This is a genomic window from Chryseobacterium sp. MHB01 (assembly GCF_034651565.1).
Lineage (GTDB): Bacteria > Bacteroidota > Bacteroidia > Flavobacteriales > Weeksellaceae > Chryseobacterium > Chryseobacterium nepalense.
The window spans coordinates 82,145-99,322 of the sequence record NZ_JAYEDA010000003.1 but is presented as its reverse complement, the minus strand read 5'-3'; the positions used below and the strand labels follow the sequence as shown (position 1 = coordinate 99,322).

The window sequence follows — 17,178 nt, the reverse complement described above, 5'->3', positions numbered from 1 at the left end:
TGAGATTATCGAAGCCACCTTTTTTGATTATTTAAAATGCGTTTATTCCGGTAATATCAAGACCTGTAATAAGAAGGTGTACATCATGAGTTCCTTCATAAGTTATTACAGATTCCAGGTTCGCAGCATGCCTCATCATTGGGAATTCTCCCATGATTCCCATTCCTCCTAAAATCTGTCGGGATTCTCTTGCAATATCAATGGCCATTTTCACATTGTTTCTTTTCGCCATTGAAATCTGTGCCGGGGTAGCTTTATGCTCATTTTTAAGAGTCCCCAACTGCAGGCAAAGTAACTGAGCTTTCGTGATTTCCGTTAAAAATTCTGCTAATTTTTTTTGTTGCAGCTGATAAGAACCGATTGGTTTCCCGAACTGCTTTCTTTCTTTAGAGTATTGAACTGCAGTACAGTAACAATCAATAGCAGCACCGATGACACCCCATGAAATACCATATCTCGCTGAATTTAAACAAGATAAAGGTCCTTTCAATCCGGTAACTCCCGGAAGTAAATTTTCTTTTGGAACTTTCACATTATTGAAAACAAGTTCTCCTGTTTTGGAGGCTCTCAAACTCCATTTATTGTGGGTTTCCGGAGTAGTAAAACCGTCCATTCCTCTTTCAACAATCAATCCCTGTACTTTGCCTTCTTCATTTTTAGCCCAAACTACAGCAATATCGCACAATGGCGAATTGGTAATCCACATTTTGGCACCATTTAAAAGATAATGATCTCCCATATCTTTAAAGTTGGTTTCCATAGAACCGGGATCAGAGCCGTGGTTAGGCTCGGTAAGACCGAAGGATCCGATCATTTCTCCGGCTGCGAGTTTAGGTAAATATTTTTTCTTCTGCTCTTCAGAACCGAATTCATTGATAGGAAACATTACCAGCGAACTTTGTACGGAAGCCGCAGAACGCACGGCAGAATCACCTCTTTCAAGCTCCTGCATAATCAGCCCGTAGGAAATCTGATCCAGTCCGGAACCACCGTATTCGACAGGAATATAAGGTCCTAAAGCTCCGATCTGTCCCAATTCTTTCATCAGGTTCGGGATATCAGTGTGGTTTTGTGCAGCATGATCAATCTGTGGCATTACAAAACTTTCTACCCAATCTCTTACAGACTGGCGGATAAGTTTGTGTTCTTCGGTAAGTAAGGAATCAATCCCGTAATAATCGGGAATGCTTGTAAGGGAATAATATGACATTATATTTTAATTTTCCTAAAAATAAGACTTTTAACTATTTCAGAGAAATTTTTTTGAATGTCTTTTTATAAGCTGATTTTTAATAGTTTATGTTGATGTATCGGTTTAAAAACAATAAATCAGTTTTCCTCTTCTTCGTTTGAAATAGGGTATTGATTGGTAGGATTGTAAATTCTGTTTTTAAATTTGTATAAATAGGGCGCTTTATTAGCAGATCCGTCATACAGTTTTTCAAGCCTGTCTAAAATATTTAAGCTTAAGATTTTGCGCTGAAAGTTATTTCTTCTGAATTTCTGTCCTAAAATTGTTTCATACAGGCACTGAAGATCTTTCATGGTGAATTTTTCGGGAAGAAGGTTACTTGCTGCCACTTCCGTATTGATATTCATTCTTAAATATTCCAGTCCGGTTTCAATAATTCTGTCGTGATCGAAAGCCATTTTAGGTAAGTTGTTGACTTCAAACCATTCACAGGTTTCATTGAAAGCATCGGGAAAAGTATTTGCAATAGAAAAATCGATAAGGCTGCAGTAGCCCACTGTGATAAATCTCTGGAAAATCCAGTGGTCTTTCGGAACTTCAATACCTTTATTTTTTAGCAGGATCTGATGCACATTATTCTCTGTTCTGTCGATTCTTCCAAACGTGTGAAACTGTTTCAGAAAAATATCCTTAAGATGCGTTCTTTCATGTAAAACCCTTTCTGCCGCTTCGCGAAGATCTTCATCATTGAATACAAAACCTCCCGGAAGAGACCACAAATCAAGATCATGGTATTTTAAAAGCAAAACTTTAAGAATATTGTTATGAAAACCGAATATGGTGCAGTCGACAGATACGTGTGCTACAAAATCTTTTGTATCAATAAGTTCCCGGAGTGTTTCCTTATTTTTTTCGGTATTCATTTTCATGGTGGTAAAAATAAAATTATTTTCTAAATTTCTTTATCTGCAAATCTAAAATAAATTAAACTAATTATAAATATCACAATAACAGCAGATAAGATATACAGCGGATAGAAAGACAGCAGTTCGTTTCCGAATAAAAGGGCCATAATAATAGAACTTACAGAACTTCCTAAAGACGAAAAAATAACAATAAGCGATGTAAAAAGGTTTGCTCTGGATTTATCTATCCTTGCAATCATTTTTGAATTGATAACAGGGTAGAGCGGGGCTAGAAATAATCCTATTACAGGAAACAGGAACAAAAGCGCCCTTGAATCTTCGGTGTCAAAAAACTGTATTCCTATGATGATGATCAGTACCATTATGATAAGTGATATACAAAAAATATAATATCTTGACAGTGAAAATCTGTGAATGATATTTGCCGTAATTGTTCTTCCCAAATAAGAAAATAGTGCTAAAAATGATGAAGCCTGCAATGCAAAAAAAGAATTGACTTTCAAATGTTTCTTATAGAAAGAAGGCAGCCAGGAATTAAAACTCTGTTCAAGAAATACGGTAGAAAAAATAACCGCCAAAAATATGATTAATATCGGATTAAAAATTTCCGCAAGATCTTTTATAATATTATCTTTCCTTATTCTTTCCGGCTCTGAAACGGGAAGTTTTGAAAATAAAAAGATCGTAACAGCACATAGCAGGGAAACTGATAAAAATCCGAATTTCCAGAATTGTGAATACTGACTGGAAATAAGCCATCCGAAACCTGTATTCACCACAAAAATTCCTATCATAAAAGACGCCTCTACGCTGTTCATGGTTTTGGCGAGTGCTTTTTCTTCTGAAATATTATTCCTGATAATCCCGAAAACACATATTTTGCCAATCGCAAAACAGGCCCCGATGATTGCAAACCACAGCCGGTAAAACCAAAATACTTCCACAAATGGTAAAATAAGCGAGCAGATCCCAACAATTGTTAAAGCCAGAATGAGTGATTTTTTCGTTCCGAATCTGCTGATAAAATTTACTGCAAAAAGTGAAATAAATGCAATCGGAAGATCCTTGAATGATTCTAAGAAACCAAGTTTTTCATAGGTAACTTTTGCCTCTGAAAGCTGGAGGATAACGATACCCATACAATTCAGCACCATCGAAAAAATTAGAAAAGTAAGTCGCAGCGGAAGTGAAATTTTTGAAAGTTTGGTTGTCATTTTGGGGACGGTTATCATTAAAATTTTAACAAAAATCAGCTTTTTAAAGATAAAAATTATGCCTTTAAACCCCCAAAAATAAACGAAAAATTAAAATAATTATTAATAAAATGTTAAATAAAAGAAAAAAAATATATTTTTATTGTCTCAATTTGAGAATTAAAAAACTAACTGTATATGAATGTAAGAATATCTAGAAGTTTGGGAATGGTTGCAGTGCTTTATTTTACTGCCAATTTCAATGCCCAGAACACAAAGAATGACACCCTCGAGAAAGAGCAGAAAATCGAAGAGGTTGTAATGATCGGTTATGGAACTCAGAAGAAGAGTAATGTTACCGGTGCTATTTCAAGTATCAAGGCAAGTGATATCGAAAATATTCCTGCCGGAAAACCTGAGCAGGTACTTCAGGGTAGAGCTGCAGGGGTAAATGTAATCACCAATTCAGGACAGCCTGGATCATCAGCTACGATTCGGGTAAGAGGTATTACCAGTTATTATTCCAATAACGATCCTTTGTGGGTGGTAGACGGTATTGTTGTGGATGGTATCGGATGGCTGAATCAATCTGACATTGAAAGCATGGAAGTACTGAAAGACGGTGCATCTTCTGCCATTTACGGGGTTTCAGCTGCAAGAGGAGTTATTCTTGTAACAACCAAAAAAGGAAGAAGAGGAAGACTAAATCTTTCGTATAATGGTTCTTACGGTACGGCGAGAGCATCACGGAAGCTGGACCTTTTAGATGCAACACAGTATGCAACAATCCTGAATGAAGCTTATGTAAACGGAGGGCAAAACCCTGTATTCCAGAATCCACAATCATTGGGTGGCGGAACAGATTGGCAGAATGTCATTTTTGGTACAGGAGAAAGATCAAACCACGAAGTAAGCATCAGCGGAGGAAATGAAAAATCTACATTCTACGGTTCATTCGGATATTTTGATCAGACCGGGATTGTTTTAAGTGACATTTCTTATTACAAAAGATTAACAGGACGTTTAAATTCAACACATAAATTAACAGACTGGTTGACGGTAGGACAGACCTTTGCCTATACGCATACAAAGTCTCAGGGAATTAATTCCAACGGTGAATTCGGAGGGCCTTTAAGCTCTGCCGTAAATTTGGATCCTACAACACCCGTAGTTGTAACAGATCCTGCTGTAGCCAACAGCAACACCTATTCAAATCCAAATATTGTAAGAGATCCTTATGGAAATCCTTACGGTATTTCAACATTGGTGGGACAGGAAATGTCTAATCCGCTTGCTTTCAGATATACGCAATTAGGAAATTCAGGATGGTCTGATGATTTCATCGCCAATATTTTTGCAGAAGTGAAGTTTTTAAAAGATTTTACATTTAAATCATCAATCAATGGTAAAAAAGCATACTGGGGCAACCAGAGCTTTACACCGCTTTTTTATCTAAACCCTAACTACAGTAATCTAAATTTTAACAGCTTAAGCAGAACTACCCAGCAAAAACTGGAGTGGAGTTTTGAAAATACATTAAACTGGCAGAAGAGATTCGGAGAGCATAACCTTAATGTTTTGGCGGGTACCGGATATTACGAATATAATATCGGATTCGGACAAACAGTGACGCACACCAATCTTCCTATCAGCAGTTATGAAGATGCATCTTTTAATTATTTTATTCCTCAGGATCAAAAGAATGTTAATGCATGGGATTACATCAATACTCACAAAGCATCTTATTTTGGTAGAGTTGTATATGATTATGCAAATAAATATTTATTCACCGGAACCATAAGACGTGACGGATCATCTAAATTCGGGTCAAATAATCATTGGGGGACATTCCCTGCATTCTCTTTGGGTTGGAATGTAGATAAAGAAAATTTCTGGCCGGAAAATAAAATTGTTAATACCTTAAAATTACGCGGAGGATACGGGGTATTAGGAAATGATGGTATCGGTGATTTCCTTTTTGCAAACTTTTATGTACCGGGAGCGAATTATACCAATGGAAACAATGTAATTATGCCGGGATATATCCCAAATACACTTGCAAATCCTGATCTGAAATGGGAATCAACATCACAGCTTAACGTTGCGGCGGATATTAAATTCCTGAATAACTTTAATTTAACAGTTGATTATTATAAAAAGAAAACTTCAGATATCTTAAGACAGGTTCAGATCCCGGGATATGTGGGAGTAACGGTTGCACCTACGGCCAATATTGGTGACATGGAAAACGAAGGGGTAGAAGTTGAGTTAGGATACAAAAAAAACTGGACAGATTTTGGTGTTTCTGTTAACGGAAACTTTGCATACCTTAAAAACACGGTTACAAGTTTGGAATCCGGAAGATTATATATCGACGGACCAGGTTTCCAGTCTATGGGACCTGTTTCCAGAATTCAGGTAGGAGAATCATACGGTTCTTTCTATGGATATAAAACATTAGGAATTTTCCAAAACCAGGATCAGATTAATGCATACAGAAACGCAGGCGGCCAATTGATCCTTCCTGATGCGAAACCTGGAGATTTCATCTGGGCAGATACCAATGGTGATGGGAAAATAACTGATCTGGATAAAGTAAATTTAGGAAATTCGGTTCCGAAATATACCTTCGGTATGACGGTTAATATGAATTATAAAAACTGGGATTTAATGGTATTTGCACAAGGACAGGCTGGTAATAAGATTTTCCAGGGACTTAGACGTCTTGATATCTTAAATGCCAACTACCAGACTGCTATCTTAGATCGATGGACGGGTGAAGGTACATCCAACACCACACCAAGAGTAACAACTAATGACACCAACCATAACTATACATGGATGTCCGATTACTATCTGCAAAAAGGAGATTATGTAAGGATAAAATTAGTTCAGGTAGGATATACTCTTCCACAGACAATGACGCAAAACTTCGGAGTAAGCAAACTGCGTTTTTATATAACTGCGGAAAATCTTTTCACATTTACAAAGTATACAGGATATGATCCTGAAATTGCTGCGGGTGACAGCTTTGGTATTGACAGGGCATACTATCCACAGGCAAAGACTTTCCTTTTTGGAGCAAATATCACATTCTAAATTTTACTGACAATGAAAAATAAAATATATAAAATAAGTATAGCAGCATCATTATTAATAGGGACAGGGCTTATCAATGTTGCCTGTACTACCGATAATCTTGAAGATGTAAAAAACCTGGGTGCATTCGATACCAATAATTTTTTCAGAAATGAACAGGAATGTTTCTTTGCTCTTGTAGGAGCATATGATCCTGTAAGAAAATATGCCGGAGGATTTGAAAATATGGTTACTTTTTTCAACGCAGGTTCCGATGATTTCTACGCTGGAGGAGGAAGTGCCACAGACGGGGCAGGAATTCAGGGATTATCAAACTATCAGCTGAATCCTAATACAATGCCTGCAAGCTATTGGAGAGATTACTATCAGGGTGTTTCAAGAACAAATGTCTTGATTGAAAAGGTTCCTCTGGCAAATATGAGTGATGCCATTAAAAAAAGATTTGTAGCAGAATCCAAAACGTTAAGGGCATTATATTATTTCGAACTGGTGAGAATGTTTGGTAATATTCCGTTGATTCTTAATGAAATTAAAGCTAATGACGATTATTATAATATTCCTCAGGCAGCAAAAACGGCAGTTTACGCACAGATAGAGGCAGATTTGCTTGCTGCTATTCCGGATCTTCCAATGACTGTTTCGGGAGATCAGAGAGGAAGATTTACGCAGGGGGCAGCCAGAGCTTTACTTGGAAAAGTATACTTATATGAGAATAAAAAAACGGAGGCAGCAGCTCAATTTGCGGAAGTAAACGGAACGCCGGGAGGAACAAGCCAGTACGGGTACAAATTAGTATCGGACTTTGCCAGCCTTTGGGTAACCGATAATAAATTCACGTCAGAATCTATTTTCGAAGTGATGCATACCAATAAAGGAAACTCGGACTGGGGCTTCTGGGGACAGGGAAATGATGAAGGAAACTCTATTAATATTATGGTTGCACCAAGAGGATACAGCAAATCTGCAACAACAGCTCCGGATGTAGTTGCCGGCTGGGCATTCAATCCTGTTACACCGGATCTTTATAATTTCATGCTGGGGGATCCGAGAATGGGTGCTACTATATTAAATGTAAAACAGTTGAAACAGGAAGGTAAAGCAGATTATTCACCTGCTTACATGGATTCAGGATACTTCCTTAATAAGTTTATGCCTACAAAAGATGAAGTGACTACATTACCCGGAGCTTCAGAGCTAAATTACCGCCAGAACTACATCTATATCAGATTAGCAGATACTTACCTAATGGAAGCTGAAGCACTTAACGGAACGGGAGCAAGAGCACAGGCTCTTCTTGATGCAGTAAGAGCAAGAGTAGGACTGTCTTCAGTACCGGTAACTTTACAGGCGGTAAAAGATGAAAGAAGAAGAGAACTTGCAGGAGAAGGACACAGATGGTTTGATCTGGTAAGATGGGGAGAAGCATCTTCTAAATTAGGTTCAAGAGGATTTATCACAGGTAAAAATGAAATCCTTCCAATTCCTTATACAGAGCTTACAGGAACAATCCTAAAACAAAATCCTGGATATTAATTTAAAAATTATATAAACATGACAACTAAATATATTTGTAAATCATTCTTATTAGGAGCAGCTGCATTATTTCTTGCAAGTTGTACACCGGATACTTTGGATGATAACGGAAACGGACTTACTCAAGGCAGTGTGGATGCATCTTTTAAAGTATCTAAAACAGCTGAAAACAGATACAGACTTACAACAAATGCCAATAACTATATTACCACAAAATGGAATATAGATGATGAAGGATACAACATAGGAAAAAACATTCAGGATATTTTTCTTCCGGATAAAGGAACTTATGTAATACAGCATCAGGCATATGGTATAGGTGGTACCCTTGCAGGTACGGCCAGCCAGACAATTACCGTTCCTGCAGATGATCCTGTGGCCGGAAACATTATTCAGGGCGGAAGATTTGATTCAGCGGATGATGTTTCAAAATGGACGATACATCCCATAAGTGCTTCGGGGGCTCAATGGATAATGGGAAATGGTACGGGCGTAGCAACTATCGTAGCAAACGGCGGAAATCAGCAGGCAATCTATCAGGCTGTGAATGTCGTTGCAGGGCAGAAATATGCCATCGATATGGTAGCATCATCCAACTCTGCTCTGGTAGATACGTGGTTTGAGGTGTATATGTTGAACAGCATTCCTCCTGCGGGACAGGACGTAAGCGGAAAAGTGTACAGAAATATTAATACATGGGACGGATGTGGAAAATCGGCTTTTAAAGGAAGAGTTTCGTCAATAGGATGTAACGGTGACAAAAACGGAGGAATATACACAGCAACAACAACCGGAACAGTTTATCTTGTTATTAAATGCGGAGGAACTACAGTCAACGGTCTGAGTATTGATAAGGTTGAACTAAGAAGAACACAATAAACTTTTCCAAAAATTTGATATGAACTCACAATATTCATATAGTTTCTTATTCAGAAGTGCTGCACTTTGCGGTGTAGCGCTTCTTTCTTTTTTAAACTGTAGCAGCACATCTTCGGATCTGGCAAATAATAATGATAACTCCGGGAACAACGGAGGGGGAGGTGCCACGGGAGATCCTGTACAGGTATGGCTTACCAAAGGAGACCAGTCTGTAAAATTACAACAACAGAGTACCGCCTACTTTTCAGGAAATCAAAACTCGGGAACAACCATTGAAGTTGATGCTTCACAGGTATTCCAGACTGTTGATGGTTTTGGGTACACCTTAACCGGGGGAAGTGTGCAGGTGATCAATCAGCTGAATGCTGCTAAAAAGCAGGAGCTTCTAAACGATTTATTCAGCAGCTCGGGAATCGGAGTCAGCTATTTAAGAATCAGCATCGGCGCTTCAGACCTTAACAGTGAAGTTTTTTCCTATGATGATATGCCGGCAGGACAGACAGATCCTACATTGGCACAGTTTAGCCTTACGAAAGACCAGGCAGTTATTCAGATGTTAAAAGACATTCTGGTAATTAATCCGAATATTAAAATATTGGCTACTCCGTGGTCGCCACCGGTTTGGATGAAAGATAACGGAAACAGCATGGGAGGAAGCTTAAAACCTGAATTTTATGGGGTGTATGCACAATATTTCGTGAAATATATTCAGGCAATGCAGGCCCAGGGAATCAGGATTGATGCCATAACTCCTCAGAATGAACCTCTACACCCGGGTAATAATCCCAGCATGTACATGAGTGCGGGAGATCAGGCAACTTTCATTAAAAACAATTTAGGCCCGGCATTCCAGGCTGCAAATATTACAACAAAGATTATTGCTTACGATCACAACTGTGATAATCCGGCTTATCCTTTATCCATATTGAATGATGCTGCAGCAAATCCTTATGTAGATGGATCTGCATTTCATTTATATGCCGGAGATATTTCAGCATTGGGAACCGTTCACAATTTATTTCCTAATAAAAATGTCTATTTTACAGAACAGTGGACAAGCTCTACAGGAAATTTCGGCGGAGATTTGGATTGGCACACAAAAAACATTATTATTGGATCTATGAGAAACTGGAGCAGGACAGCTTTGGAATGGAATGTAGCCAATGATGCATCATTCGGGCCTCATACACCGGGTGGTTGTACGCAGTGTAAAGGTGCGGTTACCATTACCGGATCTGCAGCGTATGATAAAAATGTTGCCTATTATATTATTGCTCACGCCTCGAAATTTGTTCCTGCAAATTCTCAGAGAATTGAATCTACGCAAGGGGATAACCTCTCAACCGCAGCTTTCAAAACTCCGGCAGGAAAAACGGTTTTAATTGTTCAGAACGGCAATTCAACGGATAAAGCATTTAATATTAAATATAATCAGAAAACGGCTCCTGTTACCATTTCAGGAAGCTCAACGGCGACCTATATTTTTTAAGTTTAATATGATTATCTGAAATTTGTAAAGAATAAGAACTTTGTGTCTTTATTAAGTAGAAAAAGCATTTAGTTTAAAAATCTTTGCGGTTTTGCATTAAAACAAACAGCAAAAAACAGATAGTCAAAAATAATTATAAATGAAAAGAGTTTATTTATTATTGGCAATTACAGCCTTTGGAATGAATGCATTCGGGCAAAAGACCATTGATCAGAAAGTTTCTGAGCTGTTATCTAAAATGACGCTGGAAGAAAAAGTTGGCCAATTGGTTCAGTACAGTGGTTTTGAATACGCAACGGGGCCTCAGAATTCCAATTCTGCAAGTGTTTTAAACGAAATAAAACAAGGTAAAGTCGGTTCTATGCTCAATGTAGCCGGAGCCGGTGAAACCAGGAAGTTTCAGGCATTAGCTTTACAGTCAAGGTTAAAAATTCCTTTATTGTTCGGGCAGGATGTTATTCATGGATACAGAACAACGTTTCCGGTAAATTTAGGTCAGGCAGCAAGCTGGGATTTAGGATTAATCGAAAAATCAGAAAGAATTGCAGCAACGGAAGCTTCCGCATACGGAATTCACTGGACTTTTGCACCCATGGTAGACATTGCCAGAGATCCGAGATGGGGAAGGGTGATGGAAGGTTCCGGAGAAGATACCTATTTGGGAACGCAGATCGGCTTGGCAAGAATCCATGGTTTTCAGGGAAAAGGTCTTGGAAATCTTGATGCCATCATGGCCTGTGCGAAACATTTTGCGGCTTACGGAGCAGCAGTGGGCGGAAGAGATTATAATTCGGTAGATATGAGCTTGAGACAGCTGAATGAAACGTATTTACCTCCTTTCAAGGCTGCAGCAGAAGCCGGGGTTGCCACATTTATGAACTCTTTTAATGATATTAACGGAATTCCTGCTACAGCCAACAAATATATTTTAAGAGATTTATTAAAAGGATCGTGGAATTTTAAAGGTTTTGTTGTATCAGATTGGGGAAGTATCGGAGAAATGGTTCCTCACGGTTACGCTAAAGACAATAAAGAAGCTGCGGAAAAAGCTATTCTTGCAGGAAGCGATATGGATATGGAAAGCCGTGCTTACATGGCAGAACTTCCAAAACTGGTTCAGGAAGGAAAAGTGGATCCGAAGTTTATTGATGATGCTGCGAGAAGGATTTTGGTTAAAAAATTCGAGATGGGATTATTTGATGATCCTTACCGTTTCAGCGACGAAAAAAGACAAAAGGAGCAGACGAATAATCAGGAAAACAGGAAATTCGGAAGAGAATTCGGTTCAAAAAGTATTGTCTTACTGAAAAATGAAAAAAATATTCTTCCGCTTTCAAGATCAACAAAAACCATTGCTTTAATCGGGCCTTTCGGAAAAGAGACTTCTGCCAATCACGGATTCTGGTCGGTGGCATTTAAAGATGATAATCAAAGAATTGTAACGCAGTTTGACGGAATTAAAAATCAATTGGATAAAAATTCAACCTTATTATACGCAAAAGGCGCCAATGCTGATGATCAGGACCGATCAATGTTTGCAGAGGCAGTGGAAACTGCGAAAAAAGCGGACGTTGTCATTATGACATTAGGTGAAGGCCATGCGATGAGTGGTGAAGCAAAAAGCCGAAGCAATATTCATTTTTCAGGAGTTCAGGAAGAACTTTTAAAAGAAGTTGCCAAAACCGGGAAACCGATTGTCTTAATGATCAATGCGGGCAGACCTTTGGTGTTTGATTGGGCAGCAGACAATATTCCGACAATCTTATACACCTGGTGGCTGGGTACGGAAGCCGGCAATTCTATTGCAGACGTACTTTTCGGAACAGTAAATCCAGGAGGAAAACTTCCAATGACTTTCCCAAGAACAGAAGGACAGATTCCTGTGTATTATAATCATTATAACACCGGAAGACCTGCAAAAAACAATACCGACAGAAATTATGTTTCGGCATATATTGATCTGGATAATGATCCAAAATTTCCATTTGGTTATGGTTTAAGCTATACACAGTTTAAATATGCTGATATGAATTTAAGTTCTACGAACCTTAAAGGAAATCAGACTTTAAAAATCAGTGTCAACATCAGCAATAATGGGAGTTATGATGGCGAAGAAGTGGTTCAGCTGTATATCAGAGATCTGTTTGGAAAAGTGGTACGACCTGTAAAAGAGCTGAAAGGATTCCAGAAAGTTTTTATTAAAAAAGGAGAGACCAAAACCGTCAGTTTTACTTTGACTCCGGAAGATCTTAAATTCTATGATGATGAATTAAATTTTGACTGGGAAGGCGGCGAATTTGATATCATGGTAGGAACAAATTCACGGGATGTTCAGACGAAAAGAATTAATTGGTTAAAATAATACTATAGTTTACTTACTAAGAGCGGGATAAAACCCGCTTTTGGCAGTATAAAACTGAATGTTTTTACAAAATCATACTATGAAAATTACGTTTCAATATATATTTAATTTTATTATCGGGGGAACGCTCGCTTTTACTATGGTAAATTGTACGGCTAACAAATATCCCGGTAAAAAGCTGGTCTGGTCGGATGAGTTTAATTATAAAGGTCTGCCGGATTCCACCAAGTGGAATTATGATGTTGGCGGACATGGTTTCGGAAACGAGGAATCTCAGTTTTATACCAAAAACCGACTGGAAAATGCAAGGGTAGAAAAAGGAAATCTCATCATTGAAGCTAAAAAAGAAAATTGGGAAGAAAGCAAATATACTTCTGCAAGACTTCTTACAAAAGGAAAGTTCTCATTTGAATACGGAACCGTTGAAGTAAGAGCCAAACTTCCGAAAGGCCGCGGCACTTGGCCCGCAATCTGGATGATGAGCGAAAAAATGAAAACCTGGCCGGACGACGGTGAGCTGGATATTATGGAACATGTAGGTTATAATCAGGGATTTATCCATGCATCGGCACACACCAAAAATTACAATCACAAGATCAATACTCAGAAAACCGATACGATCTTTGTAAAAGATGTCAGCGAAAAATTTCATGTCTATAAAGCAAACTGGACTCCGGAAAAAATTGAAGTATACGTAGATGATAAAAAGTTTTTCACCTACGAAAACAAAGAAAAGACCTACGGCGCATGGCCTTTTGACCAGCCTTACTTTCTGATTCTGAATGTTGCGGTAGGAGGATTTTGGGGTGGATTAAAAGGTATTGATGATACCGTTTTCCCTCAAAAATTTGAAATCGATTACGTAAGGGTATATCAGGATAAATAAATTCTTCAGTGAAAAGATTTCTCAGAATTTAAAAGTGAATAGATAAAGAAGAAGAAATAAATGAAAAAGCTAATTGTAAGTTGTTTTGTGATAGGAATTGCCTGTAATATAAATGCACAGAGCTACTGGAAGAAGAATGCGGGAAAATCGGCAAAAGTTATTTTTACCCATTCTGAAACCAACGAAAAAATGGTTGATAAGGGAATGGTGAAGTTTGAAAAAATGCCTCAGCCTAAAGAAACGGATGCCTGTATTTTCGTGGATCCTGATTTCAGATATCAGAAATTAATAGGAATCGGAGGAGCAATTACGGATGCATCCGCTGAGACGCTGTACAAACTTCCAAAGAATAAGCAGAAAGAAATTCTGGAAGCATATTATGGAAAAAACGGACTTGGTTACACTGTAGTTCGTGCCAATATGAATTCATGTGATTTCTCAAGCGATTCTTATACTTACGTGCAGGATAACGACAATGCGTTGAAAACTTTTACCGTGGCACATGACGAGAAATATAAAATTCCGATGATTAAGGAAGCTCAGAAAATGATCGGTAAGGATTTCACTTTTTATTTTTCACCATGGAGCCCGCCGGCGTGGATGAAATCCAACAAAAGTATGCTGAAAGGAGGAAGGCTTGAAAATGCTTTTTACCAGAGCTGGGCAGATTATTATATTAAATTCATCAAAGAATACGAAAAGAGAGGCATCAATGTTTGGGGATTAACAGTGCAGAATGAGCCTATGGCTACACAGACCTGGGAATCATGCATTTACACGGCAGAAGAGGAAGGCGAATTCCTTAAAAATAATCTGGGACCGACACTCTGGAAAAACGGCTATAAAGATAAAAAAGTGATGATCTGGGATCATAACCGTGACCTGATCTACCAAAGAGCAACTACCACGCTAAGCGATCCCGAAACTTCAAAATACGCTTCAGGAATCGGATATCACTGGTATGAAACCTGGAACAACAAAACGCAGCTTTTTGATAATCTTTCTGAAACACATAAGGCTTTTCCGGATAAATTTCTTGCCTTTACGGAAGGCTGTAAGGAACAGTTTGACCTATCTAAAATCGATGATGTGAAACTGGGCGAACTCTACGGAAGAAATATGCTGAACGACTTCAACAAAGGAACAGCTTTATGGACAGACTGGAATGTTCTCCTGGATGAAACAGGTGGCCCGAACCATGTCGGTAATTTCTGTTTTGCTCCTATCATTGCAGATACCAAAACCGGTGAAGTTCATTATACTTACGAATATTATTATATCGGTCATGTTTCTAAATTCATAAAGCCAAATGCACAGCGCATCGGAACCTCATCGAATCGTGCGGCACTTACTTCCACAACATTTATGAATGAAAACGGACAGCTGGTAACGGTAATCATGAACGACTCCGATACTGATATTGACACCAATCTCTGGATTGAAGGAATGGCAGCAAAACTATCTGCTCCGGCACATTCTATACAAACCGTAATTTTATAAAACTCTTCATATTAACATTATTTTTAAAGAATCGGCGGCACCAAAGGTGCCGCCGATTCTGTTTTTCAGAATTAATATTATTCCTTCTTCAATTCCAGCCAATCCTGTACGGTGGCTTCACCTCCAACTCCTTTAATATAATATTTTTCTCTATCTTTTTTTAGGTAAAATATACCAGAAGATGTACAGTTGTCTTCCTTATCATTGTAAGATAATTCGAATATATTGTTATTTTCTCTTACAAGGTATTTTCCGTTACATCTTATAGGTTCATGATAAGTATTTGTTTCCAATATCGCTTCATTGCCTCTTATTTTAAATGAATAACTGATGGAAGCCATTCCTGTAGAGGTAGTTTCTGTTTCTACATGAATATTATAATTACCGTCAATACCTGAAAGATTGGAACTTTTATTATTGTTACTCAATGACAGATTTGCTTTATAGTATTTAAACGTTTTTGAATCATCATCGGTAACTTTTATTCCGATATAATCATCACCGAACCAGACTACATCTTTAATATTAAAATTATCTGAAGAAAAGCTCCGAAATTCAGTGAATGTCTTGTTGCTGTTAATTTTAAGGATACCTAAAAAACTTTCATTTGTACCGTAAACGTAATTATAATAGTATGCTACATATTTTGTGTCAGGAGAAATAACAGGATTTTCTACTTTGTCATCGCCCGGCGATACAATGCTGTAAACAGAAGGATTCGTTGCATTAATCAGGTAAAGTTCGCTAAAGCCTAAATTATCGCTTATACTGTTTGCAGAAAATGCGTACATATTTAAAGATGGATAAAATCCTAAATAATCATATTGGGTTTCTCCTTCTTTTAATGTATTGTCTCCTTTTTTTAACTGAACAATTTTATCGTTTATTTTTAATTCATAATTATCATTTCTGGCCTGGAGTGGTAAATCTGTAATAATATGGGCCGTATTTTTCAGATTATCATATTCATTTTTAGTAATCTCTGTAAAATCTAATAAGGGCAGCGTTTCAAACTTTTCTTCAAGCCCAACCTGAAAATGTTTTAAATTTTTAATACCTACGATTTCCTTTTGAACAATCGGTTCTGATATTACTTTCTGTTCTTTAGTACAGCATACAAGAATTACCGATCCAATAAGTATTTGTGTTATATTTTTCATTGTTGATTGCAATAAAAAAACCAAAGTAAATTATACTTTGGTTTATATATTTAAAATAATTTAATTATTGCTCAGTATCATATTTATTGATTACTTTCTGCGTTACGCCGGAACTGCTGAATCCACCGTCGTGGAAAAGATTCTGCATGGTTACTTTTTTCGTAAGATCAGAGAATAAAGTAACACAGTAGTTGGCACAGTCAAGAGCCGTGGCATTTCCAAGAGGAGACATGTCTTCAGCATATCCAAGGAATCCTCCGAAGCCTTTCACGCCGCTTCCCGCCGTAGTAGGAGTAGGAGACTGTGAAACCGTGTTTACACGAACTTTTCTTTCACCCCAGTAATTTCCGAATGTTCTTGCAATACTTTCCAGATAAGCCTTGTTATCAGACATATCGTTGTAATCCGGGAAGGTACGCTGAGCTGCAATATAAGAAAGGGCCAAAATACTTCCCCATTCATTCATACAGTCTTTTTCCCATGCCACGCGCATTACTTTATGGAAAGAAACGGCGGATACATCCCAGCCTTTTTCCAACCAGTCATAATTCATTTCCGTATAATGTTTTCCTTTTCTCACATTCACGGACATTCCGATAGAGTGAAGGATAAAATCGATTTTACCAAATTTTGCAACAGCGGCATCAAAAAGTTTCTCTAAATCTTCAATGGAAGTGGCATCAGCTCCTATTACTTCAGATCCTGTTTTTTCTGCTAACGCGTTCAGTTCGCCCATTCTCATAGCGATAGGAGCATTAGACAAAATAAACTCAGCACCTTCTTCATGACATCTTTCTGCAACCTTCCAAGCGATCGATTGTTCATTAAGGGCTCCAAATATAATTCCCTTTTTGCCTTTAAGTAAACCGTATGACATATTTTTAATGTTTATTAGTTTACAAATGTAGCAATATTTGTGTTTATTACATAATAAAAAACGGAGCCTCTTGTAAAAAGAC

At 37.8% G+C, this 17,178-nt stretch carries 12 protein-coding genes; 7 read left to right on the top strand and 5 right to left on the bottom strand.

Annotation, left to right across the window (positions count from 1 at the left end; translation table 11 throughout):
- Positions 1 to 31: 31 nt before the first annotated feature.
- The 3 genes from U9K52_RS06650 to U9K52_RS06640 form a co-directional block, all read right to left on the bottom strand.
- Positions 32 to 1,210, bottom strand: coding sequence for an acyl-CoA dehydrogenase family protein (locus tag U9K52_RS06650; protein WP_322925707.1), 1,179 nt, complete (start codon positions 1,208 to 1,210; stop codon positions 32 to 34).
- A 119-nt stretch (positions 1,211 to 1,329) separates the two neighbouring features.
- The gene (locus U9K52_RS06645; protein ID WP_248393204.1) at positions 1,330 to 2,115 is read right to left on the bottom strand and encodes an NUDIX hydrolase; all 786 of its coding nucleotides are present in this window, start codon (positions 2,113 to 2,115) and stop codon (positions 1,330 to 1,332) included.
- Between the two features lie 29 nt (positions 2,116 to 2,144).
- A complete protein-coding gene (locus tag U9K52_RS06640; protein ID WP_248393207.1) occupies positions 2,145 to 3,332 on the bottom strand; it encodes an MFS transporter in 1,188 nt (395 codons plus the stop codon).
- Between the two features lie 177 nt (positions 3,333 to 3,509).
- On the opposite strand from U9K52_RS06640, the gene U9K52_RS06635 reads away from it, so the two are divergent.
- The 7 genes from U9K52_RS06635 to U9K52_RS06605 all read left to right on the top strand — a co-directional run bounded on the left by U9K52_RS06635 (position 3,510) and on the right by U9K52_RS06605 (position 15,059).
- Positions 3,510 to 6,410 carry a TonB-dependent receptor gene (locus U9K52_RS06635; protein ID WP_322925706.1) on the top strand — a complete coding sequence of 967 codons (2,901 nt, stop codon included), beginning with the start codon at positions 3,510 to 3,512 and terminating at the stop codon, positions 6,408 to 6,410.
- Between the two features lie 12 nt (positions 6,411 to 6,422).
- On the top strand, positions 6,423 to 7,943 hold the full coding sequence (locus U9K52_RS06630; RefSeq protein ID WP_312172869.1) for a RagB/SusD family nutrient uptake outer membrane protein: 1,521 nt from the start codon (positions 6,423 to 6,425) through the stop codon (positions 7,941 to 7,943).
- 18 nt (positions 7,944 to 7,961) lie between these two features.
- Entirely contained in the window at positions 7,962 to 8,822 is an 861-nt protein-coding gene (locus U9K52_RS06625) for a hypothetical protein (RefSeq protein WP_263603191.1), read from the top strand.
- Between the two features lie 19 nt (positions 8,823 to 8,841).
- The gene (locus U9K52_RS06620) at positions 8,842 to 10,311 is read left to right on the top strand and encodes a glycoside hydrolase family 30 protein (protein WP_322925705.1); all 1,470 of its coding nucleotides are present in this window, start codon (positions 8,842 to 8,844) and stop codon (positions 10,309 to 10,311) included.
- Between the two features lie 139 nt (positions 10,312 to 10,450).
- Positions 10,451 to 12,673, top strand: coding sequence for a glycoside hydrolase family 3 N-terminal domain-containing protein (locus tag U9K52_RS06615; protein ID WP_322925704.1), 2,223 nt, complete (start codon positions 10,451 to 10,453; stop codon positions 12,671 to 12,673).
- A 79-nt stretch (positions 12,674 to 12,752) separates the two neighbouring features.
- A complete protein-coding gene (locus tag U9K52_RS06610) occupies positions 12,753 to 13,559 on the top strand; it encodes a family 16 glycosylhydrolase (protein ID WP_169230433.1) in 807 nt (268 codons plus the stop codon).
- Positions 13,560 to 13,619: 60 nt separating this feature from the next.
- Entirely contained in the window at positions 13,620 to 15,059 is a 1,440-nt protein-coding gene (locus tag U9K52_RS06605; RefSeq protein ID WP_263603188.1) for a glycoside hydrolase family 30 protein, read from the top strand.
- Positions 15,060 to 15,136: 77 nt separating this feature from the next.
- Here the strand turns inward: U9K52_RS06605 and U9K52_RS06600 are convergent, their stop codons facing one another.
- Both U9K52_RS06600 and U9K52_RS06595 read right to left on the bottom strand, forming a co-directional pair.
- Entirely contained in the window at positions 15,137 to 16,219 is a 1,083-nt protein-coding gene (locus U9K52_RS06600; RefSeq protein ID WP_322925703.1) for a hypothetical protein, read from the bottom strand.
- Between the two features lie 64 nt (positions 16,220 to 16,283).
- Complete coding sequence (locus U9K52_RS06595) at positions 16,284 to 17,096, bottom strand: enoyl-ACP reductase FabI (protein ID WP_248393225.1); 813 nt, start codon at positions 17,094 to 17,096, stop codon at positions 16,284 to 16,286.
- Between the last annotated feature and the right edge of the window lie 82 nt (positions 17,097 to 17,178).